This is a genomic window from Blastococcus sp. TF02A-35 (genome assembly GCF_004571075.1).
GTDB lineage: Bacteria > Actinomycetota > Actinomycetes > Mycobacteriales > Geodermatophilaceae > Blastococcus.
Window position 1 is genome coordinate 1 of sequence record NZ_SPQP01000010.1, and the last position, 25,581, is coordinate 25,581.

General features: G+C 76.7%; 21 protein-coding genes. 6 read left to right on the top strand and 15 right to left on the bottom strand.

The features are described from left to right. The 13 genes from ftsZ to mraZ all read right to left on the bottom strand — a co-directional run. On the bottom strand, window positions 1-1,117 hold a 1,117-nt coding region (ftsZ, locus tag E4P43_RS06860), incomplete at its 3' end, for a cell division protein FtsZ (RefSeq protein WP_245158976.1). Window positions 1,118-1,508: 391 nt separating this feature from the next. Then, window positions 1,509-2,201 (bottom strand): FtsQ-type POTRA domain-containing protein, encoded by a 693-nt coding sequence (locus tag E4P43_RS06865; RefSeq protein WP_245158977.1) that lies wholly within the window; start codon window positions 2,199-2,201, stop codon window positions 1,509-1,511. Between the two features lie 98 nt (window positions 2,202-2,299). After that, window positions 2,300-3,781, bottom strand: a complete 1,482-nt coding sequence (murC, locus tag E4P43_RS06870; protein ID WP_135144674.1) for a UDP-N-acetylmuramate--L-alanine ligase — start codon at window positions 3,779-3,781, stop codon at window positions 2,300-2,302. After that, on the bottom strand, window positions 3,778-4,818 hold the full coding sequence (murG, locus tag E4P43_RS06875; RefSeq protein WP_348522174.1) for an undecaprenyldiphospho-muramoylpentapeptide beta-N-acetylglucosaminyltransferase: 1,041 nt from the start codon (window positions 4,816-4,818) through the stop codon (window positions 3,778-3,780). The genes murC and murG overlap by 4 nt, the downstream gene beginning before the upstream one ends. A gap of 56 nt (window positions 4,819-4,874) precedes the next feature. Beyond that, window positions 4,875-6,383, bottom strand: coding sequence for a putative lipid II flippase FtsW (gene ftsW / locus E4P43_RS06880; RefSeq protein ID WP_245158978.1), 1,509 nt, complete (start codon window positions 6,381-6,383; stop codon window positions 4,875-4,877). A gap of 21 nt (window positions 6,384-6,404) precedes the next feature. Continuing rightward, on the bottom strand, window positions 6,405-7,829 hold the full coding sequence (murD, locus tag E4P43_RS06885; RefSeq protein WP_135144676.1) for a UDP-N-acetylmuramoyl-L-alanine--D-glutamate ligase: 1,425 nt from the start codon (window positions 7,827-7,829) through the stop codon (window positions 6,405-6,407). Beyond that, on the bottom strand, window positions 7,826-8,902 hold the full coding sequence (mraY, locus tag E4P43_RS06890) for a phospho-N-acetylmuramoyl-pentapeptide-transferase (protein WP_135144677.1): 1,077 nt from the start codon (window positions 8,900-8,902) through the stop codon (window positions 7,826-7,828). Before mraY ends, murD begins: the two co-directional genes overlap by 4 nt. Further along, the gene (murF, locus tag E4P43_RS06895; protein ID WP_135144678.1) at window positions 8,899-10,290 is read right to left on the bottom strand and encodes a UDP-N-acetylmuramoyl-tripeptide--D-alanyl-D-alanine ligase; all 1,392 of its coding nucleotides are present in this window, start codon (window positions 10,288-10,290) and stop codon (window positions 8,899-8,901) included. Before murF ends, mraY begins: the two co-directional genes overlap by 4 nt. Then, window positions 10,287-11,804: a UDP-N-acetylmuramoyl-L-alanyl-D-glutamate--2,6-diaminopimelate ligase gene (locus E4P43_RS06900; RefSeq protein WP_245158979.1), complete on the bottom strand. Its 1,518-nt coding sequence runs from the start codon at window positions 11,802-11,804 to the stop codon at window positions 10,287-10,289. Before E4P43_RS06900 ends, murF begins: the two co-directional genes overlap by 4 nt. A 122-nt stretch (window positions 11,805-11,926) precedes the next feature. Next, window positions 11,927-13,774, bottom strand: a complete 1,848-nt coding sequence (locus E4P43_RS06905; protein WP_135144679.1) for a penicillin-binding protein 2 — start codon at window positions 13,772-13,774, stop codon at window positions 11,927-11,929. 3 nt (window positions 13,775-13,777) lie between these two features. Next, a complete protein-coding gene (locus tag E4P43_RS06910) occupies window positions 13,778-14,320 on the bottom strand; it encodes a hypothetical protein (RefSeq protein WP_135144680.1) in 543 nt (180 codons plus the stop codon). After that, on the bottom strand, window positions 14,317-15,306 hold the full coding sequence (gene rsmH, locus E4P43_RS06915) for a 16S rRNA (cytosine(1402)-N(4))-methyltransferase RsmH (protein ID WP_135144681.1): 990 nt from the start codon (window positions 15,304-15,306) through the stop codon (window positions 14,317-14,319). The genes E4P43_RS06910 and rsmH overlap by 4 nt, the downstream gene beginning before the upstream one ends. A 446-nt stretch (window positions 15,307-15,752) precedes the next feature. Continuing rightward, window positions 15,753-16,187, bottom strand: coding sequence for a division/cell wall cluster transcriptional repressor MraZ (gene mraZ / locus E4P43_RS06920; RefSeq protein WP_135144682.1), 435 nt, complete (start codon window positions 16,185-16,187; stop codon window positions 15,753-15,755). Between the two features lie 222 nt (window positions 16,188-16,409). Here mraZ and E4P43_RS06925 point away from each other — a divergent pair, with 222 nt between their 5' ends. Genes E4P43_RS06925 through E4P43_RS06935 form a run of 3 tightly spaced genes read left to right on the top strand, consistent with a single transcriptional unit; the run spans window position 16,410 to window position 21,025 of the window. After that, on the top strand, window positions 16,410-17,393 hold the full coding sequence (locus tag E4P43_RS06925; RefSeq protein WP_135144683.1) for an AAA family ATPase: 984 nt from the start codon (window positions 16,410-16,412) through the stop codon (window positions 17,391-17,393). Between the two features lie 3 nt (window positions 17,394-17,396). Continuing rightward, a complete protein-coding gene (locus E4P43_RS06930) occupies window positions 17,397-18,743 on the top strand; it encodes a DUF58 domain-containing protein (protein WP_135144684.1) in 1,347 nt (448 codons plus the stop codon). Further along, on the top strand, window positions 18,740-21,025 hold the full coding sequence (locus tag E4P43_RS06935) for a DUF3488 and transglutaminase-like domain-containing protein (RefSeq protein ID WP_135144685.1): 2,286 nt from the start codon (window positions 18,740-18,742) through the stop codon (window positions 21,023-21,025). Before E4P43_RS06930 ends, E4P43_RS06935 begins: the two co-directional genes overlap by 4 nt. A gap of 31 nt (window positions 21,026-21,056) precedes the next feature. Here the strand turns inward: E4P43_RS06935 and E4P43_RS06940 are convergent, their stop codons facing one another. After that, window positions 21,057-21,458, bottom strand: a complete 402-nt coding sequence (locus E4P43_RS06940; protein ID WP_135144686.1) for a DUF3040 domain-containing protein — start codon at window positions 21,456-21,458, stop codon at window positions 21,057-21,059. Window positions 21,459-21,615: 157 nt separating this feature from the next. Further along, window positions 21,616-22,818, bottom strand: a complete 1,203-nt coding sequence (gene dinB / locus E4P43_RS06945) for a DNA polymerase IV (protein WP_135144687.1) — start codon at window positions 22,816-22,818, stop codon at window positions 21,616-21,618. A 194-nt stretch (window positions 22,819-23,012) separates the two neighbouring features. Between dinB and E4P43_RS06950 the strand changes: the two genes are divergently transcribed. The 3 genes from E4P43_RS06950 to E4P43_RS06960 all read left to right on the top strand — a co-directional run bounded on the left by E4P43_RS06950 (window position 23,013) and on the right by E4P43_RS06960 (window position 25,581). Beyond that, window positions 23,013-23,318 carry a BatC protein gene (locus E4P43_RS06950; protein WP_135144688.1) on the top strand — a complete coding sequence of 102 codons (306 nt, stop codon included), beginning with the start codon at window positions 23,013-23,015 and terminating at the stop codon, window positions 23,316-23,318. Between the two features lie 68 nt (window positions 23,319-23,386). Next, window positions 23,387-24,604: a cupin domain-containing protein gene (locus E4P43_RS06955; RefSeq protein ID WP_245158980.1), complete on the top strand. Its 1,218-nt coding sequence runs from the start codon at window positions 23,387-23,389 to the stop codon at window positions 24,602-24,604. Beyond that, on the top strand, window positions 24,601-25,581 hold the full coding sequence (locus E4P43_RS06960; protein ID WP_135144690.1) for a sucrase ferredoxin: 981 nt from the start codon (window positions 24,601-24,603) through the stop codon (window positions 25,579-25,581). The genes E4P43_RS06955 and E4P43_RS06960 overlap by 4 nt, the downstream gene beginning before the upstream one ends.

Genomic DNA, 25,581 nt, shown 5'->3' on the forward strand with positions numbered 1-25,581 from the left:
GATCTTGGGCGGCCTGCGGCGCGGCGGCCGGGGCCGGTGCGGGCGGCGGCGTCGTGGCCACGGGCGGAGCCGCGACCGACCGGCGGTGCGTCGCGAACGGGGACGCGGCACCGGCCGACACCCCACCCGGGACCGTGCCGGGGGTGGCGCCGTCCTTGCGCACGTTCGGCCGCCCGCCGTCGAAGCCGGCGGCGATGACCGTCACCCGCACCTCGTCACCCAGGGCGTCGTCGATGACGGCGCCGAAGATGATGTTGGCGTCGGGGTGCGCGGCGTCGGACACCAGCGAGGCGGCCTCGTTGATCTCGAACAGGCCCAGGTCCGAGCCACCGGAGATCGACAGCAGGACGCCGTGGGCGCCCTCCATGGAGGCCTCCAGCAGCGGGCTGGCGATCGCCTGCTCGGCGGCGAGCAGCGCGCGGTTGTCACCGCGCGCGCTGCCGATGCCCATGAGCGCCGAGCCCGCACCGGACATGACCGACTTCACGTCGGCGAAGTCCAGGTTGATCAGGCCGGGCGTGGTGATCAGGTCGGTGATGCCCTGGACACCGGACAGCAGCACCTGGTCGGCGGTGCGGAAGGCGTCCATGACGCTCACGTTCCGGTCGCCCAGCTGCAGCAGCCGGTCGTTCGGGATCACGATGAGCGTGTCGCACTCGTTGCGCAGCTCGTCGATGCCCGACTCGGCCTGCACCGCGCGCCGCTTGCCCTCGAAGGCGAACGGGCGGGTGACGACACCGATGGTCAGCGCTCCCAGCTTGCGCGCGATCGACGCGACGACGGGCGCGCCACCGGTCCCGGTGCCACCACCCTCGCCGGCGGTCACGAAGACCATGTCGGCCCCCTTGAGGACCTCCTCGATCTCCTCGCGGTGGTCCTCGGCGGCCTGGCGGCCCACGTCGGGCTGCGCACCCGCCCCGAGGCCGCGGGTCAGCTCGCGGCCGACGTCGAGCTTCACGTCGGCGTCGCTCATGAGCAGCGCCTGGGCGTCGGTGTTGATCGCGATGAACTCGACCCCCTTGAGGCCGACTTCGATCATGCGGTTGACCGCGTTCACCCCGCCGCCGCCGATGCCGACGACCTTGATGACCGCTAGATAGTTGTGCGGAGGTGTCATGCGGCGCTCCCCAACTGGACCCTCATCCTCAAGTTCAGCCTTACAGTTATGTCAACTCGGTCGACGTGGAGAAAGCTAGGTGTGGTCACGGAGGGGTCACAAGCACCCCGTCCGGCTCGGCGTGTCGGTGCGAACGGATCGCACCAATCGCTGACGACTCACTGGTCACAACCGCACCACTGGGTGTGACGACTCGCGCCCGAAACGTCTCATGCCGTGGTCGAGGGCGGCTGGACGCGCAAGACGAGAAACATCGCGGACCGTGGTGCGTGTCGGGCGTGTCGCAGCGACCGGCGTGTCGGTGGCCGGGCCGGTCAGCAGCCCTCTGGAGGCGCGGCGCCACGGTGCGCTACGGCCCCGGGCGGAGACCCGCCGGGGCGTGCGCCAGGGCCTAGCGGAGGACGACGGCGTCGGGCGCGCTCACGTCGATGAGCCCGGCCGGCTCGAGCTGGCCGTCACCGATGCGGTCCAGCAGGGCCACGACCACGCGGCCCTTGGTGGCGGACTCCTCCGCGCTGCCCCAGCGCACGACCGTGCCGTCGGTCATCGTCAGCTCGATCGACTCCGGGGCGGGGACGGCCACCCGGGTCACGTCGTCCCGCAGGTCCCGCGGCAGCGCCCGGATCGCCGCGATGCCCGCGCGCGTGGCCGGGTCGTCGGTCCCGGGCTCGGCCACCTCGAGAGGCACCACCCCGCGCGGCGGCTCGCCGGTCACGGTGTCGAACAGCACTCCGTCGGCGTCGACCAGCGACCGCCGTCCGCGCTCCCCCACCACGGCCACCGGGATCCGCTCCGACACGGTGATCACGATGCGGTCCGGCCAGCCGCGCGCCGCCTGGACCGACCGGATCTGCGGCAGCTTCCCCACCCGGCGCTCCACCGCCGCGACGTCGACCCGCAGCAGGGGCTCGCCGTCGGGGACCTGGGCGGCCTCCCGCACCCGGTCGGCGCTGAGCGTGCCGAGCCCGTCGACCTGCACCGTCCGCACCGCGAGCACCGGCCCCAGCCAGAGCAGCCAGCCGAGGACGGCGAGCACGGTCACCGCGCTGGCCGCCTGGAGCGCCCGGCGCTGCGCGGGCCGCAACGGCGGCCGCCGGCCGGACGCCGAGGTGACACCTCCGCGCCGCCCCGCGGCCCGGCCCCGGCCACCGGTGCGGTCCCGGGTGGTTCTGCCGGCCCGGCTCACCGTCCGGCGTCCGGCGCGGAGTCCTCCTCCGCCGGCGAGCGGTCGCCCCCGGGCGCCGCGTCGGCGGCCCGGAGGGCGTCGAGGACCTCCGGACCGACCATCGACACGTCCCCGGCGCCCATGGTCATCACCAGGTCGCCGGGACGGGCCCGCGCGGCCAGTGCCGGCCCGGCCGCCGACCAGGACGGCTCGAACAGCACCCGGTCGGCCGGGAGGGGGACCGCGTCGGCGACCATCGCGCCGGTCACGCCGGGCACCGGGTCCTCACGGGCGCCGTACACGTCCATGACCACGACCTCGTCGGCCAGGCCCAGGGCGGCCCCGAACGCCTGCGCGAACTCCTGCGTCCGGCTGTAGAGGTGCGGCTGGAAGGCGACGACCAGGCGCCCCTCCCCCGCCACCGCGCGCGCGGCCCGCAGCTGGGCGGCGACCTCGGTCGGGTGGTGGGCGTAGTCGTCGTAGACCCGGACGCCGCCGGCGACGCCCTTGAGCTCGAAGCGGCGGTGCACCCCGCCGAACCGGCCGAGGCCGTCGATCAGGGCGTCGGCCGGCAGCCCCAGCTCGAGCCCCGCGAGCAGCGCGGCGGCGCTGTTCCGGGCCATGTGCTCGCCCGGCACCTGGATGCGCACCCGGCCGAGCTCGGCGCCGTCGAGCACCGCGGTGTAGCTGGTCCCGTCGGCCGCCACCTGCAGGCCGGTGAGCCGTAGGTCGGCGTCCTCCGCCGTCCCGTAGGTCCGCACGCGCGCGGGCGTCGGCACCGTGCGCAGCCGCGCCGCGCCCGGGTCGTCGAGGCAGAGCACGACGAACCCGGCGGGGTCGACCGTCTGGAGGAAGCGGTCGAAGGCGGCCTCGACGGCCGCGAGGTCGCCGTAGTTGTCCAGGTGGTCGGCCTCGACGTTGGTGACGATCCCGCCGAAGGGCGCCAGCAGCAGGAAGGAGCGGTCGCTCTCGTCGGCCTCGGCCACGAAGACGTCGCCCTCGCCGGCGTGCGCGTTGCTGCCCGACTCGTTGAGCGTCCCGCCGATGGCGAAGGAGGGGTCGACCCCGCAGGCCTGCACCGCCACGGTCAGCATCGAGGTGGTGGAGGTCTTGCCGTGGGTGCCGGCGACGGCGATGCTGCGCCGCCCGGCCATCACCGCGGCCAGCGCCACCGCGCGCGGGAGGACGCGCAGCCCCCGCTCGCGGGCGGCCACGAGCTCCGGGTTGTCCGGGCGGATCGCGGTGGAGACCACGACGGTGTCGGCGTCGCCGACGTTCTCCCCCGCGTGGCCGAGCTCGACCCGGGCGCCCAGGGCCCGCAGCGCCAGCAGGGTGGGGCTGTCCCGGCGGTCGCTGCCGGAGACCCGCACCCCGCGGGACAGCAGGATCCGGGCGATCCCGCTCATGCCGGCCCCGCCGATGCCGATGAAGTGCACCGCGCCCAGCTCGGGCTGTGACGGCACCGGGCCGCTCCAGGCGGCCACGTCGGACGCGCTCATGCGCTCCCCACCTCGCAGACGATGTCGGCCAGCCGCTCGTCGGCGTCGGGCACCCCGGCCGCGGCGGCGTGGCGGGCCAGGGAGCCCAGGGCTGCCGGGTCGGTCAGCAGCGGCAGGAGCGTCGAGGCGACCCACTCCGGCGAGAGGTCGGCGTCCTCGACCAGGAGCCCTCCCCCGGCCTCGATCACCGGCAGCGCGTTGCGCCGCTGCTCGCCGTTGCCGATCGGCAGCGGGACGAACGCGGCGGGCAGGCCCACCGCGGAGAGCTCGGCCACGGTGACCGCGCCCGAGCGGCACAGCGCCAGGTCGGCCGCGGCGTAGGCGAGGTCCATCCGGTCCAGGTAGTCGACGACGACGTAGGGCGCGCGGCCGGCCGGGCGCTCGGGCACCACGACGCCGGTGTTCTTCGGGCCGCGGGCGTGCAGCACCTGCACCCCGGCGTCGGTGAGCGAGTCGGCGGCGGCGACGGCGGCCCGGTTGAGCGACTGGGCGCCCTGCGAGCCACCGAAGACCAGCAGCGTCGGGCGGTCGTCGTCCAGGCCGAAGGTCCTCCGGGCCTCCGCCCGCAGCGCCGCCCGGTCGAGCGTGGAGATGCTGCGGCGCAGCGGCATGCCCACGTGCTCACCGCGGTGCAGCGGCGTGCCCGGCGAGGTCACCGCAACGCGGGCGGCGATGCGCGCCCCGATGCGGTTGGCCAGCCCGGGCAGCGCGTTCTGCTCGTGCACGACGACGGGGACCTTCGCCCGGCGAGCGGCGAGGTAGGCCGGCAGCGCGACGTAGCCGCCGAAGCCGACCACGACGTCGGCAGCCACCTCGTCCAGGACCGCCCGCGTCTCGGCCACCGAGCGGCGCACCCGGCCGGGGACGCGGAGCAGGTCCGGCGTCGGCTTGCGCGGCAGTGGCACCGGCGGGATCAGCCGCAGGTCGTACCCGCGGGCGGGGACCAGCCGGGTCTCCATGCCGCGGGCGGTGCCCAGGCAGGTGATCCGGAGGTCCGGGCCGCCCCGGCGGCGCAGCGCGTCGGCCAGGGAGAGCATCGGCTCGATGTGCCCGCCGGTGCCGCCGCCGGCGAGGACGACCGACCGGGGGCCGCTCACCGGTCACCGCCGGGACGACGGCGCGGCGCGGGGTCGCGGCGGGCCGGCGCCCCGCCGCGCGTGGTGGCGCCCGACCCCCGGGCGGGGGCGCCGCGGCGCGCCGGCTCCGTGCGGGCCGGGGACCGGCGGGCCGAGGTCCCCCGGCTGTGCAGCAGGGTGCGGGCGGCGCCGGTGGCGGGCGGAGGGCCGGCCGGCTCGTCCGGGAAGCGGCGAGGGCGGGCCGGCTCCACGGCGCTCGCGGGGGCCGGCAGGAGCAGCCGCGCCAGACGGCTGCGGTCCGCGGCGCGGAGGTGCTCCACGGCGGCCGGCTCGGAGCAGGCGAAGCGGGCCAGCAGGCCCACGATGAACAGGGTCAGGATCAGCGAGGTGCCGCCGGCCGAGATCAGCGGCAGCGTCACGCCGGTCACCGGGAGCATGCCCACCACGTAGCCCATGTTCATGGTGGCCTGGCCGATGAGCCACACGGTGATGGCGACGCTGGCCAGCTGGACGAACCGGTCGGCCGAGCGGCGGGCGATCCGGAAGCCGGCGTAGGCGAGCACGCCGTACAGGGTGACGACCACCAGGCAGCCGAGGAAGCCCAGCTCCTCTCCGATGATCGCGAAGATGTAGTCGGACTCCGCCTCCGGGAGGATGTTCCACTTCATCTTGCTGTTGCCCAGGCCCACGCCCCAGAGCCCGCCGCTGGCCAGCGCGTAGAAGCCGCGGATCGCCTGGAATCCGGTGTTGGTGGGGTCGGCGAACGGGTCCATGAAGGCCGTCACCCGCTCCATGCGGTACGGCGCGACGAGCACCATCAGCGCGAGCAGGACCGCGCCGGCCGCGGCGAAGGCGCCGAACCAGCGCAGCGGCAGCCCGCCGGCCCACAGCAGGCCGACCAGGACCAGGCCGAGGCTCACCACGCCGCCGAAGTCGGGCTCGGCGATCAGCAGCAGGGCGAGCACCCCGAACACCGGCAGCACGGGGACCAGCAGCGCCCGCGTGGTCATGTACCGCTCGCGCAGCGCCAGCATGTGCGCGCCCCAGAGGGCGAAGACCAGCTTGCCCAGCTCGGAGGGCTGGAAGTCGGTGACGCCGAGCGGGATCCACTGGCGGGCGCCGTTGCGCTCCAGGCCGATCCCCGGGATCAGCACGAGCAGCAGCAGGGCGAAGACGACGACCAGCGCCTTGGGGGCGTGCCGCCGGACCAGGCCGACGGGCAGCCGCATGCCGACCACCAGCGCGCCGAGGCCGATGCACGCCAGGACCAGCTGCTTCACGCCCGGCGCCCAGGCCGGCTGGTCGTCCAGCGCCGCCTCGATCGCCGACGCCGAGAAGACCATGACCAGCCCGATGAGCAGCAGCAGGCCGGCCGAGCCGAGCACCAGGTGGCAGCTCGTCATCGGGCCGTCGAGCCAGGCGGGGCCGACCCGGCGGCGTGCGGGCCGCCGGCCCCCCGTCGGGCGCGAGCCGGTGCGCTCCCGGTCGGCGCGCGCCGTCCGGGGTCGGGTCTCGGTGCTGGTCATCGCGTTCCCCACGTCATCGGGTCAGCCCAGGGCCCGCACCGCGTCGGCGAAGGCCTGGCCGCGGTGACCGTAGTCGCGGAAGACGTCCATCGACGCCGCCGCGGGCGCGAGCAGCACCGTGTCACCGGGGCGGGCCAGCTCGGCGGCGGCGGCGACGACGCGGGTCATCGTCGTCGCGGCGTCGGGCCGGCTCGTGTCCATCCGGCCATCGTCGCCGCTGGCGATCTCGACGACCGGGACCGAGGGTGCGTGTCGCGCCAGGGAGCGGGCGATCTCGGCGCGGTCCCGGCCGAGGAGGACGACGCCGGCCAGGCGGGGCGCGACGGCGGCGACGAGCGGGTCGACGTCTGCACCCTTGAGCAGCCCGCCGGCGATCCACACCACCCGCGGGTAGGCGGCGAGCGAGGCGCCGGCCGCGTGCGGGTTCGTGGCCTTGCTGTCGTCGACGTAGTCCACGCCGTCGACGGTGGCGACCAGGACGTTGCGGTGCGCCCCGCCCTGGAAGCCCCCGAGGCCCCGCGCCACCGCGTCGGCCGGCACGCCGACGGAGAGCGCCAGGGCGGCGGCGGCCAGGGCGTTGACGGTGTTGTGCGGGCCCGGCACCGGCAGGTCGGTGCGCTCCATCAGCACCTCGCCCGCCGGGTCGCCGGCGAACGCCCGGTCCACCAGGACGCCGGCGCGGACGCCGAGCTGCCCGGGCGCCGGCTCGCCGAGGGTGACGGTGACCGGCCGGGCGTGCCCCGAGACCAGCCGCGCCGCCACCGGGTCACCGGCGTCGGCCACCGCGACCGGCGCCCGCTCGAGGATGCGCGCCTTCGCGTCGCGGTAGGCGGCGAAGGAGCCGTGCCAGTCGGTGTGGTCGTCGGCGACGTTGAGGACCGCGGCGGCGGCGGGGGCCAGGGACGAGGACCAGTGCAGCTGGAAGCTGGAGAGCTCGACGGCGATGGCGTCGTAGGCCGGGGTGCCGTCGTCCGCGCGCGCGGTGACCACCTCGACCAGCGGGCGGCCGACGTTGCCGGCGGCCACCGCGCGCCGGCCGGCCGCCAGCAGGATCGCCTCCAGCATGGTGACCGTCGTCGTCTTGCCGTTCGTGCCGGTGACCGCCAGCCACGGCGCGGGGGTGCCGTCGGGGCCCGGGATGCGCAGGCGCCACGCCAGCTCCGGCTCCCCGACCACCTCGATGCCGCGCGCGGCGGCGTCGGCCAGCAGCGGGTTGTCCGGCCGCCAGCCGGGCGAGGTGACCACCAGGTCGACGCCGTCCGGCGCCGAGTCGGCCGCCCCCAGCCAGGTCGCCCCGGCCGCGGTCAGCTCGGAGACCGCCGGCACCTGCGCGGCGTCGGTGAGCAGCACACGGGCGCCCTGGTCGAGGAGCACGCGGGCGGCGGCCACCCCGGAGACGCCGAGACCGGCGACGAGGACGGTGCGGCCGGCGAGGTCCCCGCTCACAGGCCCACGAAGCTGAGCCAGTCGGCGTAGAACAGGCCGAGCCCGAAGGCGACCGCCATGCCGGTGACCAGCCAGAACCGGACGATGACGGTGCTCTCCGTCCAGCCGGCCAGCTCGAAGTGGTGGTGCAGCGGGGCCATGCGGAAGACCCGCCTGCGGGTGGCGCGGAAGAACGCCACCTGGATGACCACCGACAGCGTGACCGCGACGAAGAGGCCGCCCAGGACCACGAGCAGCAGCTCGGTCCGGGTGACGATCGCCAGGCCGGAGAGCAGGCCGCCGAGCGCCAGCGAGCCGGTGTCGCCCATGAAGATCCGCGCCGGGCTGGTGTTCCACCACAGGAAGCCCAGGCAGGCGCCCATGCCGGCGGCGGCGATGAGCGTGATGTCCAGGGGGTCGCGCACGGTGTAGCAGCCGTCGATCAGCTCGTTGGCGCAGTCGTGGGTGAACTGCCAGAACGAGATCACCACGTAGGAGGCCAGCACCATGGCCGAGGAGCCGGCCGCCAGGCCGTCGAGCCCGTCGGTGAGGTTCACGGCGTTGGAGAACCCGGCGATGAAGAGGTAGGCGAGGATCACGAACGCGACCGGGCCCAGCGTCAGGGGGGCGATGTCGCGCACGTAGGAGACGACGGTCGACGCCGGCGTGACGCCGTTGTGCGGGAAGTTGATCGCGAGCACCGCGAAGGTGACGCCGACGACGAGCTGGCCCACCAGCTTGGCGGTCTTGTTCAGGCCGAGGCTGCGCCGGTGCCGGATCTTGAGGTAGTCGTCGAGGAAGCCGACGGTGCCCATGCCGACCATGAGGAAGAGCAGCAGCAGGCCGGTGGCGGTGAAGCCCCAGCCGGACTGCCCCACGAAGACCAGGTGCGCGACGACGTAGCCCAGCACCGTGGCCCCGACGATGACGGTGCCGCCCATGGTGGGCGTGCCCTTCTTCGACAGGTGGCTCTCGGGCCCGTCGTCGCGGATCTCCTGGCCCAGGCCCTGCCGCCGGAACGCGCGGATGGCCAGCGGCGTCGTCAGGATGGAGACGATCAGGCCGACCGCCGCGGCGATGAGGACGCTCCTCACTGCGCGGCACCGCCCAGCAGGTCGGCCGCGAGCAGCTCCAGGCCGTAGGAGCGGCTCGCCTTGACGAGGACGACGTCCCCGGGGCGCAGCACCTCCGACAGCTTCGCGAGGCCAGCGGCCCGGTCCGGCACGTGCACCGACTCCTCTCCTGCGCGCCGCCCCGCGGCGGTCGCGCCTTCCGCTATGCCTACCGCATCGGCACCCACGGCGATGACCAGGTCGACCCCCGCCGCGACGGCGTCCCGGCCCAGCCGCTCGTGCTCGGCGGCGGCGTCCGGACCGAGCTCGGCCATGCCGCCGAGCACCGCGATCCGGCGCTGGCCGGGCAGGCCGGCCAGCGCGGCCAGGGCGGCGCGCATCGACTCCGGGTTGGCGTTGTACGCGTCGTTGACGACGGTCACGCCGTCGTCGCGGCGGGCGACCTCCATCCGCCAGCGGCTGCGCGGAGCGGCGGCCGACAGCCCGGCCGCGACCTGCTCCGGGGTCAGGCCGACGGCCAGCGCCGCCCCGGCCGCGGAGAGCGCGTTGGCCACCTGGTGCTCGCCGACGACCTGCAGCGCGACGGGGTGCGCCTCCCCCGCGGCCACCAGCGTGAACCGGGGGCGGGCGGAGTCGTCCAGGGCGACGTCGGTGGCCCGCACGTCGGCGTCCTCCCCGCGGCCGGTGGCCAGCACCCGCGCCCGCGTGCGCGGCGCCATGCCGATCACCCGCGGGTCGTCGGCGTTGAGGACGGCGGTGCCGTCCTCGGGGAGCGACTCGACCAGCTCGCCCTTGGCCAGCGCGATGCCGTCGGCCGAGCCGAACTCGCCGAGGTGCGCCGAGCCGACGTTCAGCACGACCCCGACCTGGGGGCGCGCGACGCGGCACAGGCGGGCGATGTGCCCGACACCCCGCGAGCCCATCTCGAGCACGAGGTAGCGGGTGCCCTCGTCGGCCGAGAGCACGGTGAGCGGCATCCCGATGTCGTTGTTGTAGGAGCCCGGCGGGCTGACCGTCGGGCCGACCGAGGCGAGCACCTGGCCGAGGAGGTCCTTGGTCGAGGTCTTGCCGGAGGAGCCGGTGATGCCGACGGTCCGCAGGCCGCCGGCGGTGAGCCGCCCGTGCACCAGGGCGGCCAGCCGGCCGAGGGCGACGACGGGGTCCTCGACCACGACGCAGGGCAGGGCCGGGTCGGGGCGGGTGACCAGCGCGCCGACCGCGCCCGCCACCGCGGCGGCGGGCAGGAAGTCGTGCCCGTCGACCCGCTCGCCCGGCACGGCGACGAACAGGTCGCCGGCCTCGACGGCGCGGGAGTCCAGGGTGACCCGGCCGGTGACGACGACGTCGCCGGCACCCTCCAGGCGCCCGCCGGTGGCCTCGGCGACCTCGGCGAGGGTGAGGGTGATCATGCCGGGGCCCCGGCGTCGGTGAGCAGCTCGCGCAGGACCGAGCGGTCGTCGAACGGGTGCACCGTCCCTGCGACCTCCTGACCGGTCTCGTGCCCCTTGCCCGCCACGAGCAGGGTGTCCCCCGCCCGGGCCAGGCGCACGGCGGCGGCGAGCGCATCCCGGCGTCCGGCTACCTCGATGATCTCCGCCCGGCGGTCCTCCGGCACCTCGGAGGCGCCGGCGAGCATCGCGGCCCTGATCACGGCGGGGTCCTCCGAGCGCGGGTTGTCGTCGGTGACGACCAGCACGTCGCTGGCCTCGGCCGCGGCCGCACCCATCCCCGGCCGCTTGCCCGGGTCGCGGTCGCCGCCGCACCCCAGCACGGTGATCAGCCGGCCGGAGGTGGCCGGCCGGAGCGCGGCCAGCGCGGTGGTGACGGCGTCGGGCGTGTGGGCGTAGTCGACGACGGCGACGAACGGCTGGCCGGCGTCGACCGGCTCCATGCGGCCGGGGACGACGGTGGCCGCGAGGCCGGTGAGGGCGTCCTCGACCGGGATCCCGACGCCGTCGAGCAGCGCGACGGCCAGCACGGCGTTGGCCACGTTGAACCGCCCGGGCAGCCGCAGCCGCGCCGGCCAGGCCCGCCCGCCGGGGCCGTGCAGCGTGAAGGTCGACCCGCCACCGGGGGCGGTGGCGACGTCGGACGCGGTCCAGTCGGCCGTCGCGCCCTCGCTGGTCGCGACGGTCACCACCCGCCGCCCGGGCCGCTCGGCCAGCCGGCGGCCGTGGGCGTCGTCGACGTCGACGACCTCGACGGCCGCGCGGCCGTCGAAGAGCAGCGCCTTGGCCTGGAAGTAGTCCTCCATGTCGGCGTGGAAGTCCAGGTGGTCGCGGCCGAGGTTGGTGAACCCCGCGGCGGCGAACCGCACGCCGCCCACGCGGCCCATGACCAGCGCGTGGCTGGACACCTCCATGACGACCGCGGAGACCCCGGCGTCGACCATCCCGGCCAGCAGGGCGTGCAGCGCGGGGGCCTCCGGGGTGGTCCGGACGCTGGGCAGCGCGGTCACCGAGCCGTCGGCGGCCCGGGTCTGCGTCTGCACCGTCCCGATGAGGCCGGTGGAGCGGCCGGCGGCGGCGAGGCCGGCCTCGACGAGGTAGCTGGTCGTCGTCTTGCCGTTGGTCCCGGTGATGCCCAGGACGGTCAGCCGGGCGCTGGGCGCGCCGTAGACCCGGTCGGCCACGGCACCGAGCACGGCGCGCGGGTCGTCGACCACGCAGACCGGGAGACCGGTCGCGAGGGCCTCCTCGCGGCCGGTCGGGTCGGTCAGCAGCGCCACGGCGCCCCGCGCGGCCGCGTCGGCGGCGTACCGGGCCCCGTGCGTGCGCGCGCCCGGGAGCGCGGCGTACAGGTCCCCGGGGCGGACCTCGTTCGAGGCGAGGGTGACGCCGCTGACCGCGGGGCCGTCGGCGGCTGCCGGACCGACCGGGTCGCCGACGAGGTCGGCCAGGGCGGCGAGGGACAGCGTGGTCACGGGGTTCCAATCTACCGGCGGCGGTCCGCAGGTCAGCGCCTTCCCACGGGCCCGGCGTGGTGCCGGGGCCCGGCCGTGCGGCGCGGACCGCCGCCGGGGCCGCGAGCGGGGGCGGCGGGCGCTCAGCCGGTGAGGTCGAACTCGGGTCGCGGGGTGCCGGAGGGGACGACGGCGCGGCCGGTCAGCGCCGCCCGCATGATGTCGGCGAACACCGGGGCGGCGACCTGCCCGCCCTCGGCCGAGCTCGTCGGCCGCTCCAGGTCGACGGCGACGACGTACTGCGGGTCGTCGGCCGGGGCGAAGCCGACGAACGTCGTGATGTAGCCACCGCCGGCGTAGCTGCCGGTCTCGGGGTTGGCCCGCTGGGCCGTGCCGGTCTTGCCCGCGACGCGGAACCCCTCGACCTGCGCCAGGGGCGCGGTCCCGCCGGGGCCGACCACCGCCTCCAGCATGTACGCGAGGTCCTCGGCGGTGGACTCGCTGACCACGCGGGTGCTCTCCGGCTCCGCCGTCGGCGTGACCTTCCCGCCAGGGCTGGTCACCGACCGCACGATCCGCGGCTCCACGCGGACGCCGCCGTTGGCGATCGCCTGGTAGATCGAGGCCATCTGCAGCGTGGTCACCGAGACGCCCTGGCCGATGGGCACGTTGGCGGCGCGGCTGGCGGTCCACTCGCCGGACTCCTGGAGGATGCCGCGGCTCTCCCCGGGGAGCTCGATGCCCGTCGCCTCGCCGACGCCGAAGGCGCGCAGGTACTTCTCCAGCACCGCGTCGCCGACCTCGCGGGCCAGCATGATCGTGCCGACGTTGCTGGACTTGGCGAGGATGCCGGTCACGGTCCAGTCGACCGGGGCGTGGTCGTGCGCGTCGGTGACGACGCGGTCGCCGGCGTCGATGTGGCCGTTCACGGTGAGCACCCGGTCCGGGGTCGCCTTGCCCTCCTCGATGGCGGCGGCCAGCGTGACCGCCTTCATGATCGAGCCGGGTTCGAAGACGTCGGACACGACCGGGTTGCCGAGCAGGTCCGGGTCGGTCTCGGAGTACCGGCCGGGGTCGTAGCCGGGGCAGGACCCCATGGCGACGACCTCGGCGGTGCGGACGTCGAGGACGACGGCGGAGGCCTGGGTCGTGGCGCCGTCCGAGCAGGCCTGGCCCAGCCGCTGGTCGGTGACGAACTGGAGGTCCTGGTCGAGGGTGAGCGTGACGTCGTGGCCGTCGGTCGCCGGCGTGGACTCGTCGATGCCGGACGGGATCGGGTGCCCGCCGCTGCCGACCTCCACGGTGCGCTTGCCGTCGGTGCCGGAGAGCTGGTCCTCGAAGGTCCGCTCGATCCCGGCGAGGCCGGCGCCCTCGCGCCCGACGAAGCCCACGACCTGGCCACCCACCGCGCCGGCCGGGTACAGCCGCTCCGGGTCGTCCTCGAGGAACACGCCGGACAGCTCCAGCTCCTCGATCGCGTCGCTGGTCTCCGGGGGCACCCGGCTGGCGAGGACGACGTAGCGGCGGTCCTGGGACAGCTTCTCGGTCAGCTCCGGTACCGGGACGTCGAGCAGGGTGGTCAGCGCCAGCGCGGTGCGCCGGGGGTCCTTGACGACCTCCGGGTCGGCCACCACGCGGGAGGCGTCGACGGTGTAGGCCAGCGGGTTGCCGTCGCGGTCGAGCACCTGGCCGCGCAGCGCGGCGATCGTGTAGTTGCGCAGCCGGTCCTGCTCGGCGGCGTTGGCGTAGGCGCCGCCGTCGATGCCCTGGACGATCACCAGCCGGCCGACGACGAGCACCAGCAGGGTGATCAGGCCGGCCAGGCCCCACCGGTTGCGCCGGCCGCGCTGGTCCACCGACAGCCCGGCGCCGCGGGTGCGCCGGGTGCCGGGGGCGCGGCGGGAGACGAACGGCCCGGTCTCGCCGCGCACGCCGACCGTCGACCGGACCGGGCGGGAGCTGCCGCCGGGTCCGCGCACGCTGTTCGGCACGGGTCAGTTCCCGCCCGGCGCGCCCGCGGGCGGCTCCGGCAGCGGCTCCGGCTCGGGGGCGGGCTCGGGGGTGCCGCGCATCGCCGTCGCCTCGGGGCCGATCACCAGGTAGCCGGCCACCCCCGCGGGGACCAGCCCGGCGGCCGCGGCGGCGCGGGCCACCTCGGCCGGCGTCTCGGCCCGGACGACCTCCTGCTCGAGCCGCTGCACCTCCTGGGCCCGCTCGGCGTTGGCCTCGCGCAGCTTGCTGGCCTGGAGGGAGTCGACGGCGATCGCGGTGTTGAGCACGAGCAGCCCGACGGTGGTCAGGCTGAGCAGCGCCACGACGAGCAGGACGAAGGTCGCCTTGCGGGACAGCAGGGCCCCGCGGGCACGGCTGCGCGGCCGCGCGGTGCTCCCGGTCGGGACGAGCCTCAGCTCGGGACGCGCGGTGGCCCGCGGGGAGCGGGCACCGGTGACCCGGGCCGCGCCCGACGAGGGCACGCGCGGTGCCACCCGTGGAGTGGGGGTGCGGACGGCGGCGCCGACGGCGGCGGTGCGGCTCATGCCGCGCGCCGGATGCGCTCGGCGGCCCGGACCCGGGCGGAGGCGGCACGGGAGTTGGCGGCCGTCTCGGCGTCGCCCGGGGCCTCTCCCCCGCGGGTCAGCAGCTTCAGCACGGGGCCGTACTCCGGCAGGGGCACCGGCAGCCCCGGCGGGGTGCGGTCGGCCGCGCCGGCGGCGAGGGTCTGCTTCACGATCCGGTCCTCCAAGGAGTGGAAGGTGATGACTGCGATGCGGCCGCCCACGGCCAGGGCGTCGATCGCGGCGGGGAGGGCGCGCTCCAGCGCGCCGAGCTCGTCGTTGACCTCGATCCGCAGCGCCTGGAACGTGCGCTTCGCGGGGTGCCCGCCGGTGCGGCGGGTGGCGGCCGGGATGGACTCGCGGACCAGCTCGGCCAGCCGGGCGGTGCCGGTGAACGGCTCGCGGGCGCGCTCGCGGTCGATGGCCGACGCGATGCGGGAGGCGAAGCGCTCCTCGCCGTAGACGCGCAGCACGCGGGCGAGGTCCTTGGGCGGGTAGGTGTTGACCACCTCGGCGGCGGTGCGGCCGGTGGTGGGGTCCATGCGCATGTCCAGCGGCGCGTCGGCGGAGTAGCTGAAGCCGCGGTCCGGGCGGTCGAGCTGGAGCGAGGAGACGCCGAGGTCGAACAGGACCCCCTGCACCTCGTCGATGCCGAGGCGCTCGAGCACCTCGGGCAGCTCGTCGAAGACGGCCGGCACGAGGGTGGCGCGGTCGGCGTGCCCGGCGGCCTCGATCCGGCGGGCGGCCTCGGCACGGGCCTCGGGGTCGCGGTCGAGGCCCACGACCCGGAGGCCGGGGTGGGCGTCGAGCATGGCGATCGTGTGGCCGGCGAGGCCGAGCGTGGCGTCGACGAGGACGGCGCCGTCGGCCTCGCAGGCCGGGCCGAGGAGCTCGGTGACGCGGTCGAGGAGGACCGACACGTGCACCGGCGGCGGCGAGCCCGCCGCGGCGGGGCCGGTGCTGGTCATCGTCTGCTGCCTCTCGGGGGTCCGGGCGGTACCCGCGATGGTGCCGCGCGCTGCGGGGTCCCGGGGGGACTTCTCGCCGCGCGCTGTGCGGGATCGGGCGGGTGGGGCGCAGGGGGGCGGTGGGGCGCTGCGGCCGGGGGCCGCGCCGCGGGTGGGGCGGAGTGGGGTCGGTGGGGCGGAGTGGGGCGCGGGAGGTCGGTCCGGGATGGTGTCCGGCCCCACGGGGTCCGCCTGGCGTCGGGGAAGAGCGTCAGGTGGCGCCCCGCGGGGCCGGTGGGGTCACCCACGCCGGTGGAGGCCGGCGGTTCCCGCTGTCCTGGCGGACCTCCGCTGGTGGGACCGAGCCGCGGGGAAGGCGGCTGGGGCCCGGGCCGGTCGAGCCGCGGGGAAGGCGGCTCGTTCGGCGGCTCGGAGGGCCGGTGGGGGCGGGTGGGGCTTGCCCGGGATCACGACAGCGTCGGCATCCCCTCGCTCTCCAGGTCGGCGTAGGCGGCCTCCAGCTCGGCCACGTAGGCCTCCCAGTTGCCGGCGTCCCAGATCTCGAAGCGGGTGTCGACACCGACCACGACGACGTCGCGGTCCAGCCCGGCGTACTCGCGCAGGCTCGCCGGGATCGTGATGCGGCCGGTCTTGTCCGGCTCGATCTCGACCATCGACCCGAAGCTCATGCGGGCGGCCATGCGCGCGCGGGCGGTGTCGGAGGGGGCCATGGCGGCCATCGCGGCGCTCTGCTCGGCGACCCGGGCCATGGTGAGGCCGTAGACGCAGCGCTCCTGGCCCTTCTTGATCACCATGCCGTCGGCCACCTGGTCGCGGAAGCGGACGGGCAGGGCGAGCCGGCCCTTCTCGTCGAGCCGCAACGGATAGCTGCCGACGAACACCGGATCACCCCCTGCATCTGTCCTCCCGTGGCCTGCACAGGCACCCTGGACGGCCCCTGCCTCTCCACCGGTCGCCACACTAACCCACTAGCCCCCACCAGACACCACCTGAGGCCGTGTCGTGACCCACCGGCCCACACCCGGCCCCCTCCGGTTCCGGAAGCGGTCCGCAGCGCGATCGCGACAGCCCGTCACGGCCCGTTCCCGACGTACGGTGGGGCGGTGACGGAGACGACACGGGCCGCGGACGGGACGGCCGACGCGTCGGCCGACGTCGCAGCGGAGGGAGCCCGGATCGCGGCGAGCGTCGGCCGCGTCGTGCAGGGCAAGGACCACGTGGTGCGGCTGGCCCTGGTGGTCCTCCTCGCCGAGGGGCACCTGCTGATCGAGGACGTGCCCGGCGTGGGCAAGACGACGCTGGCCAAGGCCCTGGCCGCCTCCGTCGACGCCAGCGTGCGGCGCATCCAGTTCACCCCGGACCTGCTGCCGAGCGACGTCACCGGTGTGGCCGTCTACGACCAGGAGACCCGGGAGTTCGAGTTCAAGCCCGGCGCCGTCTTCGCCAACATCGTCGTCGCCGACGAGATCAACCGCGCCTCCCCGAAGACCCAGTCCGCCCTCCTGGAGTGCATGGAGGAGCGCCAGGTCACCGTGGACGGCGTCAGCTACGAGCTGGCCCGGCCGTTCCTGGTGATGGCCACCCAGAACCCGCTGGAGATGGAGGGCACCTACCCCCTCCCCGAGGCGCAGCGCGACCGGTTCACCGCCCGGGTCTCCATGGGCTACCCCGACCCCGCCGCCGAGCTGGCCATGCTCGACGACCGCGCGACGACCGACCCCCTGGCCGACGTGCGGCCGGTCGCTGACGCCGCCCTGGTGCGCTCCATGGTCGCGGCGGCCGGCCGGCTGCACGTCTCCGAGGCGGTGCGGCGCTACGTCGTCTCCCTGGTGGAGGCCACCCGCCGCTCCCCCGACCTGCGCCTGGGCGCCTCCCCGCGCGCGGGGCTGCAGCTCCTGCGCGCCGCTCGGGCCTCGGCGGCGCTGGACGGCCGCGACCACGTGCTTCCCGACGACGTGCAGGCCCTGGCCGTCCCCGTCCTGGCCCACCGGCTGCTGCTGGGCAGCGAGGCGGCGGTCGGCCGGCGCAGCACCGAGCAGGTGGTCGCGCAGCTGCTGGCGACGGTCCCCGTCCCCCGCGGGCGCTGACGGGTGCGGAGGGCTCCCGGGCGGGCGCTGTCCGCCCTCACCGGCCGCGGCCGCTGCCTGGTCGGCGGCGGCCTCGCGCTCGGCGCGGCCGGTGCGGTGCTCGGCGAGGGGTCGCTCGTGCAGCTCGCCGTCTTCGTCCTCGCGCTGCCGGTGCTGGCCGCGCTCAGCGTCGCCCGGGGGCGGTTCCGCATCACCTCCCGGCGCACGACGACGCCGGCACGCGTTCCCCGCGGGACCCCGGCGCAGGTCGTCGTCGAGCTGGGCAGCACCGACACCCGGCGCGGGGGGCTGTGGCTGCTGACCGAGCAGCTACCGCCCGCCCTGGGCCCCTCCCCGCGCTACACCGTGTCCGGGCTGCCCGCCGGCGGCAGGACGGCGCTGCGGTACGCCGTCACCGGCCGCTCGCGCGGGCGCTACGAGCTCGGGCCGCTGCGCCTGCGGGTGGTGGACCCGTTCGGCCTCGTCGAGCGGACCGCGGCGGGCACGGGCACCGCCCCGCTCGTCGTCGTCCCCCGGGTCCGCCCGCTGGGCCCCGGCGGTCCCGGCGCCGAGCAGGGCCGGGGTGGGGACGGCGCGCGGCGCTCGATCGCCGTCCACGGCGACGACGACGTCAGCGTCCGGGAGTACCGGCGCGGCGACGACCTGCGCAAGGTGCACTGGCGCGCGACCGCCCGCACCGGCGAGCTGATGGTGCGCATGGAGGAGCGCCCCTGGCACCCCCGGGGCACGCTGCTGCTCGACACCCGGGCCCGGGCGCACCTGCTGACGCCGTCCCGGCCCGACGCCGCCACGGTCCCCGGCCCGCCCGGCGACGACTGCCCGCCCACCGACAGCCTGGAGTGGCTGGTGGAGGCGGCGGCCAGCATCGGCGTGGCGCTGGCCCGCCGCGGCTCGACCGTCCGGGTCCTCACCGACACCGGCGAGCTGTCGCCCGGCCCCGGCCGCTCCGGGCTGGGCGCCGACGAGCTCCTCGACCGGCTGGCCGTCGTCGGGCCCTCCCGCGCGGCCGACCTCGGCGGGGCGTTCGAGGCGGCCTGCCGGGCCACGGGCGACGGACCGCTGATCTGCCTGCTCGGCGCCGTGGGCCCCGACGACGTGGCACCGCTGACCCAGCTGCGGCACGGGACGGGCCACGACGTGGCCGTGCTCCTGGACGTGACCGGGTGGGCGGCGCCCGCGGGCCGGGGCCGGCGGCCCGTCCAGGCGCACGACGCGCTGGCCCTCCAGCGGGAGCAGGCCGCGGCGCTGCTCACCGAGGCCGGCTGGCGGGTGACCGTCGCCGGAGCCGGCTGCGGCGTCGCCGACGCCTGGGCCGCCGTGACCGGAGCGCCCGCGGAGGTGCCCGCGTGACCCGCGCCGACACCCGCACCGCCTGGGCCGCCGGGGCCGCCACGCTGCTGGGCGCCTTCGCCCTGACGCCGGTCTTCACCTCCTCCGACTGGTTCCCCCCGGTCCTCGCCACCGTCCTCGCCGTCGTGGTCGGCGGGCTGCTGGTGCGCGCCGCCGCCGGCAAGGCGGCCGACGGCCGGGTCCGCGTGCCGGACGACGCCTGGGCGGTCCTGGTGCCGGTCGGGCAGCTCGCGCTGGTCGCCTGCGTGCTCACCGCCGTCTTCGCCCCGGACGGCGCCGTCGCCGGGGTGGTGCCGACGCCGGAGAGCCTGCGCGGGCTGGCCGAGGTCCTGGCCGACGGCGCGGCGGAGGTCCGCGAGCAGGCCACGCCGGCCCTGCCCCTGAACGGGCTGCTCGCGCTCACCACCCTGTTCGTCGGCCTGGTCGCGGTCGCCGTCGACGTCCTCGCCGTCTCCGCGCGGCGGGCCGCCCCGGCCGGGCTGGTCCTGCTGGTGCTGTTCTGCGTACCGGTCGGGACCATCACCGGCTCGGTCGGGCTGGCTGCCCTGGTGGCCCCGGCCGCCGGTTTCGCGGTGCTGCTCTGGGCCGACCAGCGGCGCGCGCTCATCGGCCTGCACGGGTGGGCCGGTGGTGGCGCGGCCGCGGTGCGGATCGGCGCCGTCGCCCTGGTGGCCGGGGTGCTCCTCGGCCCCCTCGTGCCGACCCTGGAGGAGGGGTCGTTCGGGACCGGGCTGGGCGGTGGCAGCGGTGGGGCGACCGGGACCGCGCTGGACCCGGTGGCCGAGCTGCGCGGCGAGCTGAGCCGGCCGCAGCCGATCGAGCTGCTGCGCGTCGACTCCTCCGTCGAGGACCTGGGCTACCTGCGCTCGGTGGCCCTGGACGAGTACGACGCCGAGGAGGGCTGGACGCTGAGCAACCTCGACGGGGAGCGCGCGGTGGCCGGCGACGAGGCCCTCTCCCCCCTGCCGCCCCGGCAGCCCGGGCGGCCGGTGACCACCGACGTCGAGGTGCTCGAGCACGACGACCGGTTCCTGCCGGTGCCGAGCTCCCCGCTGTCCGTGCGCGTGGACGGCGACGAGGGCGGCTGGCGCTACGACTCCGCCACCGGGACGGTGTTCGGCCGCGGCGTCTCCAGCGAGGACCTGCGGTACCGGGTGACCGCGACCGAGCCGCGCCCGGCCCCCGAGCTGCTCGCCCGCGCCGACCCGCTGCCGGCGGACGACCGCCTCCAGCAGCGCTTCGGCGCGCTGCCGGCGATGGCCCCGGAGATCGGCGGGCTGACCGCGGAGCTCACCGCTGGTGCGGCGAGCCCGTACGAGCGGGTGCGCCGCATCCAGGACTACCTGACCGACCGGGCCAACGGCTTCACGTACAGCCTCGCCACCACCCCGGGCACCAGCGGCGACGACCTGCTGGACTTCCTCCGGCTCAAGCGCGGCTACTGCGAGCAGTACGCGGGGGCGATGGCGGTGCTGGTGCGCCAGGCGGGCCTGCCCTCCCGGGTCGTGCTCGGCTACACCCCCGGGGAGGTGCAGCGCGACGGGAGCCGCCTGGTGACCAGCGACGACGCGCACGCCTGGGTCGAGGTCTACTTCGACGGCTACGGCTGGGTGCCGTTCGACCCCACCCCCATCGCCCTGGACCGGCGGGTGGACCTGCCCTGGTCACCGCGTGCGACGGACCGGCGCGAGGAGGTCGAGGAGACCCCCACCGAGGCCGCGCCCACCCAGGCGCCGGCGGTCGAGGCCCCGCGCGAGGACCGGGTCCCCGAGGCGGTGCCGCAGGCGCAGGCCGCGGAGGAGGGCACCGGCTCGCTGCGCCCGCTGCTGGTCGGCGCCGGCGCGGTGGCCGGCGCTCTCGGCCTGCTGGCGCTGCCGGCCGGCCTGCGGACGGTGCAGCGGCGCCGGCGGCTCGCCGACGGGTCGGCGTCCGGGCTGTGGGACGAGCTGCGGGCGGGCGCGGTGGACCTCGGGGTGCCGCTGGACCCCGCGTGGACGCCGCGGCGGGTCGCCGAGCAGCTCACCGCCGCCGCGCGTCCCGGCGCCGGCCCGGCGTTCGCCGCGCTGGCCCGCGCCGAGGAGGCGGCGAGCTACGGCCGGCCAGGCGGGCCGGGCGCCGGCCCGGACCTGCGGTCGGCCCTGGGCACGGCGCGGGAGGCGCTGGCCGCGGCCCTCCCGTGGCGCCGGCGGCTCGCTGCCCGGGTGTGGCCGGCCTCGCTGCTCGACGGGCTGCGGGACGCGCTGGGACGGCGGCCGGGAACGACGCCGGCCGCCGTCCCGTGAGGACGGCGGCCGGGGTCGGAGTGGCTGCGGGCTACTGGTCGTAGCGGCGGCGGAAGCGCTCCTCGAGGCGGTTCTTCATCGGCTGGCGGCCTCGGCCGCGGCCACCACGGCCGGGGGCGGAGGCGCCGCGCGGGCCGGCGGGCCCGGCCGCCTCGACCGCGCCGGTGGCGGCGCGGTAGTTCAGCACGCCGAGGGTCACGCCGCCGAAGGCGACGAGGAACCCCAGCACGCCGAGGGGCACCGAGCCGGTCGCCGGGCCGGCCACCAGGACGGCGAGGCCGACGACGACCAGCAGGGCGCCCAGCTGCAGCTTGCGCCGGGCCTTCAGCCGGCGGTCGCCGGTGCGGACCGAGGAAGCGAACTTCGGGTCGTCATCGACGAGGGCGCGCTCGATCTGCTCCAGCAGACGCTGCTCGTGCTCGGAGAGCGGCACGTCGACCTCCAAATGCCAGTTCCGTCGAAGGCTTCCTCCGACGGTGCCACCGAGGATACGAGCCGATTGCAGGCTGCGAAAGGCGACGAGACCGCGACCCGCCGAGCGCGTGGGCCGATCACTCGTCCGAGTGGGCGGCAGGGCGCGTCCGTGCAGGTCAGCGGCCCGCGCCTCCGGGGCGCCCGGAGCGGTGCAGCAGAGTGGCGGGACGGACGGCGCCGGCCCCGAACCGGCGGGCGGCGCGGTCCGCGGCGAGCTCGGCGTCCCGGCGGCCGTGCTCGCGGGCGCCGAGCTCCAGCTGCTGGGGTGCCTCGGCGGCGTCCACGAGCCGCTCGGCGCGCACCCCGACCAGCCGGATGCGGGCCCGCTCCAGCCCCAGGGCGTCGTAGAGGGCGCGCGCGGTGTCGTAGAGCTCCTTGCCCACGTCCGTGGGCGTGCCGAGCGTCCGGCTGCGGGTGATCGTGGCGAAGTCGGCGAACCGCACCTTGATGGTCACCGTGCGGGCCAGGCAGCCGATCGAGCGCAGCCGGCCGGCGGTGCGCTCGGACAGGTGCAGCAGCTCGCGGTGGATGACGGCGGGGTCGTCGACGTCGGTGGAGAACGTCTCCTCCGCGCCCGTGGAGCGCTCCGGCTCGTCGGGGACCACCCGCCGGGGGTCGCGTCCCCACGCCAGCTCGTGCAGGTGGCTGCCGGCCGCGGGGCCGAGCGCCCGCTGGAGCGTCCGCGCCGGGACGTGCGCCAGGTCCCCGACGGTGCGCAGGCCCAACCGCACCAGCGTCTCCTCCGTCTTCGGCCCCACCCCCCAGAGGGCGCTGACCGGCAGCGGGTGCAGGAAGCCCATGACCTCGGGCGGGCGGACGACGAGCATCCCGTCGGGCTTGGCCCGGGTGGAGGCGAGCTTGGCCACGAACTTGGTCCCGGCCACGCCGACCGAGCAGGTGATGCCCTGCTCGTCGTAGACCCGGGCCCGGATGTACTCGCCGATCTCGGCGGCGTCGCCCAGCCGGCGCCCGGCCCCGGAGACGTCGAGGAACGCCTCGTCCAGGCTCAGCGGCTCCACCAGCGGGGTGATCGAGCGGAACAGCGCCATGACCGAGCGGGACACCTCGGTGTAGAGCGCCATGTCCCCCGGCAGGACGGTCGCCGTCGGGCACAGCCGCAGCGCCCGGGCGGTGGGCATGGCCGCGTGCACGCCGTAGCGGCGGGCCTCGTAGGTGGCCGAGGTGACCACGCCGCGGTTGCCCGCCCCGCCGACGATGACCGGCGTCCCGGCCAGCTCCGGCCGCCGCCGCACCTCGACGCTGGCGAAGAACGCGTCCATGTCGACGTGCAGGACGGTGCACCCCGCCGCTCGGTCCACCGCTCCCCCTCTCCTGTCGAACGCGTGTTCGACAGGGTAGCGCCCGGCCCGCCGGCCGACCCGGTGCCGCGCGGGAGTGGTGCCGCACGCCTCATCGGGCTGGTCGCGCCCCAGGTGTGAGGTCGTGATCACCGAGGTAAGCAGCCCGCAGGGGCCGCCGTCCGGCGGCCCGGACCGACCTGATCGGAGGAGCCATGGCTCTGGACGACGACATGACGACCGGCGACGCCGGCGCGGACGGCGGTGCCGACGGCGGCGCTGACGGCGGCGCGGACCGCGGTGCCGACGGCGGCGTGGGTGGCGGTGCCACCGGCGCCGACAACGGCCACGAGGGCCCCATGGACGCCGGTTCCGGCGGCGGGACGCCCGGCGTGAGCGACGGCGGTGCTGACGGTGGCGCCGACAGCGGTGCCGACGGCGGCGCTGACGGTGGTGCCGACGGCGGCGCGGACGGCGGTGCCGACGGTGGCGCCGACGGCGGCGCGGACGGTTCGGCCTGACCGAGAACCCGACCCCGCAGGGCGGGGCGGAGCAGCTGCTCCGCCCCGCCCTGCGGCGGTGCACGAACATGCCGGCCGAGGAGTTCGGCGAGCGGTACTGGGCGCAGCGGCCGCTGCTCACCCGCGCCGAGGAGACCGGCAACTCCTTCACCGACCTCCTCGACCTGCCCGCGGTCGACGAGCTGCTCTCCCGCCGGGGGCTGCGCACGCCGTTCCTCCGCATCGCCAAGGACGGCGCCGTCGTCGACGCGAAGCGCTTCACCACCTCCGGCGGCGCCGGCGCGGAGATCGCCGACCAGGTGAGCTCGGACTCCGTGCTGCGGCTGTTCGCCGACGGCAGCACCGTCGTGCTGCAGGGCCTGCACCGCCTGTGGCCGCCGCTGATCGAGTTCGCCGACCAGCTCGCCGCCGACCTGGGCCACCCAACGCAGGTCAACGCCTACGTCACGCCGCCGTCCTCCCGCGGGTTCAGCCCGCACTACGACGTGCACGACGTGTTCGTGCTGCAGGTGGCCGGCGAGAAGCACTGGACGATCCACGAGCCGGTGCTCCCCGCACCGCTGCGCACCCAGGTCTGGACCGACCGGGCCGCCGAGGTCGCCGCCGCCGCGGAGCGCGAGCCGGTCATCGACGCCGTGCTGCGCCCCGGTGACGCGCTCTACCTGCCGCGCGGCTACCTGCACTCGGCCCGGGCGCTGGGCGAGATCAGCGCGCACCTGACCGTCGGCATCCACTCCGTGACCCGCTGGGCGGCCGCGGAGTCGGCGCTCGACCTGGTCCGCACGCTGGCCGCCGAGGACCCGCAGCTGCGCGGGTCGCTGCCGCTCGGGCTGGACCTCAGCCGCCCCGACTCGGTCCGCGACGACGTCGCCGCCGTGGTCGCCGGCCTGCAGGAGTGGCTGGGCCGGGTGGACCCGACCGAGGTGGCCGACCGGCTGCGCGCCCGCACCTGGGCGCAGGTGCGCCCCGAGCCGGTGGCCCCGCTCGCCCAGGCCACCGCCGCGGCCTCGCTGACCCAGGACACGGTGCTCCGGCTGCGGGCCCGTCTCCGCTGCTCCCTGCGCGACGGCGCCGACGGCCAGGTCCTGCTCATCGGCGGGCGGCGCACCCACGCCTTCGGCGCCTCCGAGCGGGCGGCGCTGGTCGAGCTGCTCGCGGTCGGGGAGCTGAAGGTCGGCGACCTCCCCGGGCTCGAGCCGGACGAGCGGCTGTCCCTGGCCCGCCGGCTGGTGACCGAGTCGATCGCCACCGTCCCCGACGCGCAGGTCCCGAGCCCGCCGCCGTGACCGACCCGCTCCCCTCCCCGGCGGACGACTTCTGCCGGACCGACCTGCCCGCCGGTCCGCTGGGTCGCCTCGACGAGGGCCGCTGCTCCGTGCAGGCCCTCGCCCGCGCGGACTCCGGCGTCGCCACCGCCTCGCCGGTGGACCGCTGGCTGCTCATCGAGCAGCCCGGGCCGTGGGGCCGGCAGGCGCTGCCGCAGTCCCGGTTCGACGCCCGGGTCGCGCCGCTGCTGGCCGAGCGCGCTGCCCGCGAGGGCGTGCGGGTGCTGCTGGTGCGCCGTCCGGGCGACCGGCTGGCGGACTCCGCCCGCCGCTGGGCCTACGCCGACAGCCGGCCGGGCCGGGAGGGGCTCTGGTGGTCGGTGCGCTCCTCCGACGCCGACCTGCTGACCGCCCCCTGGGACGGCTCGGTCGGCGAGCGGGCCGCGGGGCGGGCGTACCTGGTGTGCACGCACGGCGGGCACGACGCGTGCTGCGCGCTGCGCGGGCGTCCGCTGGCCCGCAACCTGCCGGCGCGCGGCGCCGACGAGGTGTGGGAGTGCAGCCACCTCGGCGGCGACCGGTTCGCCGCCAACCTGCTGGTGCTGCCGCACGGCTTCTACTACGGGCAGGTGCCCGGCGACGGCTCGCTGGTGGTCGCGGCGCACGACGACGGCCAGGTGGCGCTGCCGTGGCTGCGCGGCCGCGCCGGGCTGGCCGCGCCGGTGCAGGCGGCCCAGCACTACGCGCGCGAGGAGCTGTCGCTGCTCGGCGTGGACGACCTGCCGCCGCTCGGGGTGCGCGCCCTGGACTCCCCCGGCGACGGCGCCGAGCGCTGGGAGGTCACGCTCGCCGGCCCGGGCGAGGCCGTGGTGGTCGTGGTGGAGAGCCGGCCCTCGCCCGAGCTGGTGCACCTCACCTGCCAGGCCGCGCGGCCCGGCCGCGTGCGCACGTGGCACCACCTCTCGCTGGCCACCCGCCCGCTGCAGCCCGCCGGCTGA

Excerpts from the sequence above, each read along its gene's own strand:
- E4P43_RS06910 (WP_135144680.1), bottom strand. The coding sequence starts at position 14,320 with ATGAGCCGCACCGCCGCCGTCGGCGCCGCCGTCCGCACCCCCACTCCA.
- murG (WP_348522174.1), bottom strand. The coding sequence starts at position 4,818 with ATGCTCTCCCTGGCCGACGCGCTGCGCCGCCGGGGCGGCCCGGACCTC.
- ftsW (WP_245158978.1), bottom strand. The coding sequence starts at position 6,383 with ATGACCAGCACCGAGACCCGACCCCGGACGGCGCGCGCCGACCGGGAG.
- murF (WP_135144678.1), bottom strand. The coding sequence starts at position 10,290 with ATGATCACCCTCACCCTCGCCGAGGTCGCCGAGGCCACCGGCGGGCGC.
- rsmH (WP_135144681.1), bottom strand. The coding sequence starts at position 15,306 with ATGACCAGCACCGGCCCCGCCGCGGCGGGCTCGCCGCCGCCGGTGCAC.
- E4P43_RS06950 (WP_135144688.1), top strand. The coding sequence starts at position 23,013 with ATGGCTCTGGACGACGACATGACGACCGGCGACGCCGGCGCGGACGGC.
- murC (WP_135144674.1), bottom strand. The coding sequence starts at position 3,781 with ATGAGCGCGTCCGACGTGGCCGCCTGGAGCGGCCCGGTGCCGTCACAG.
- E4P43_RS06955 (WP_245158980.1), top strand. The coding sequence starts at position 23,387 with ATGCCGGCCGAGGAGTTCGGCGAGCGGTACTGGGCGCAGCGGCCGCTG.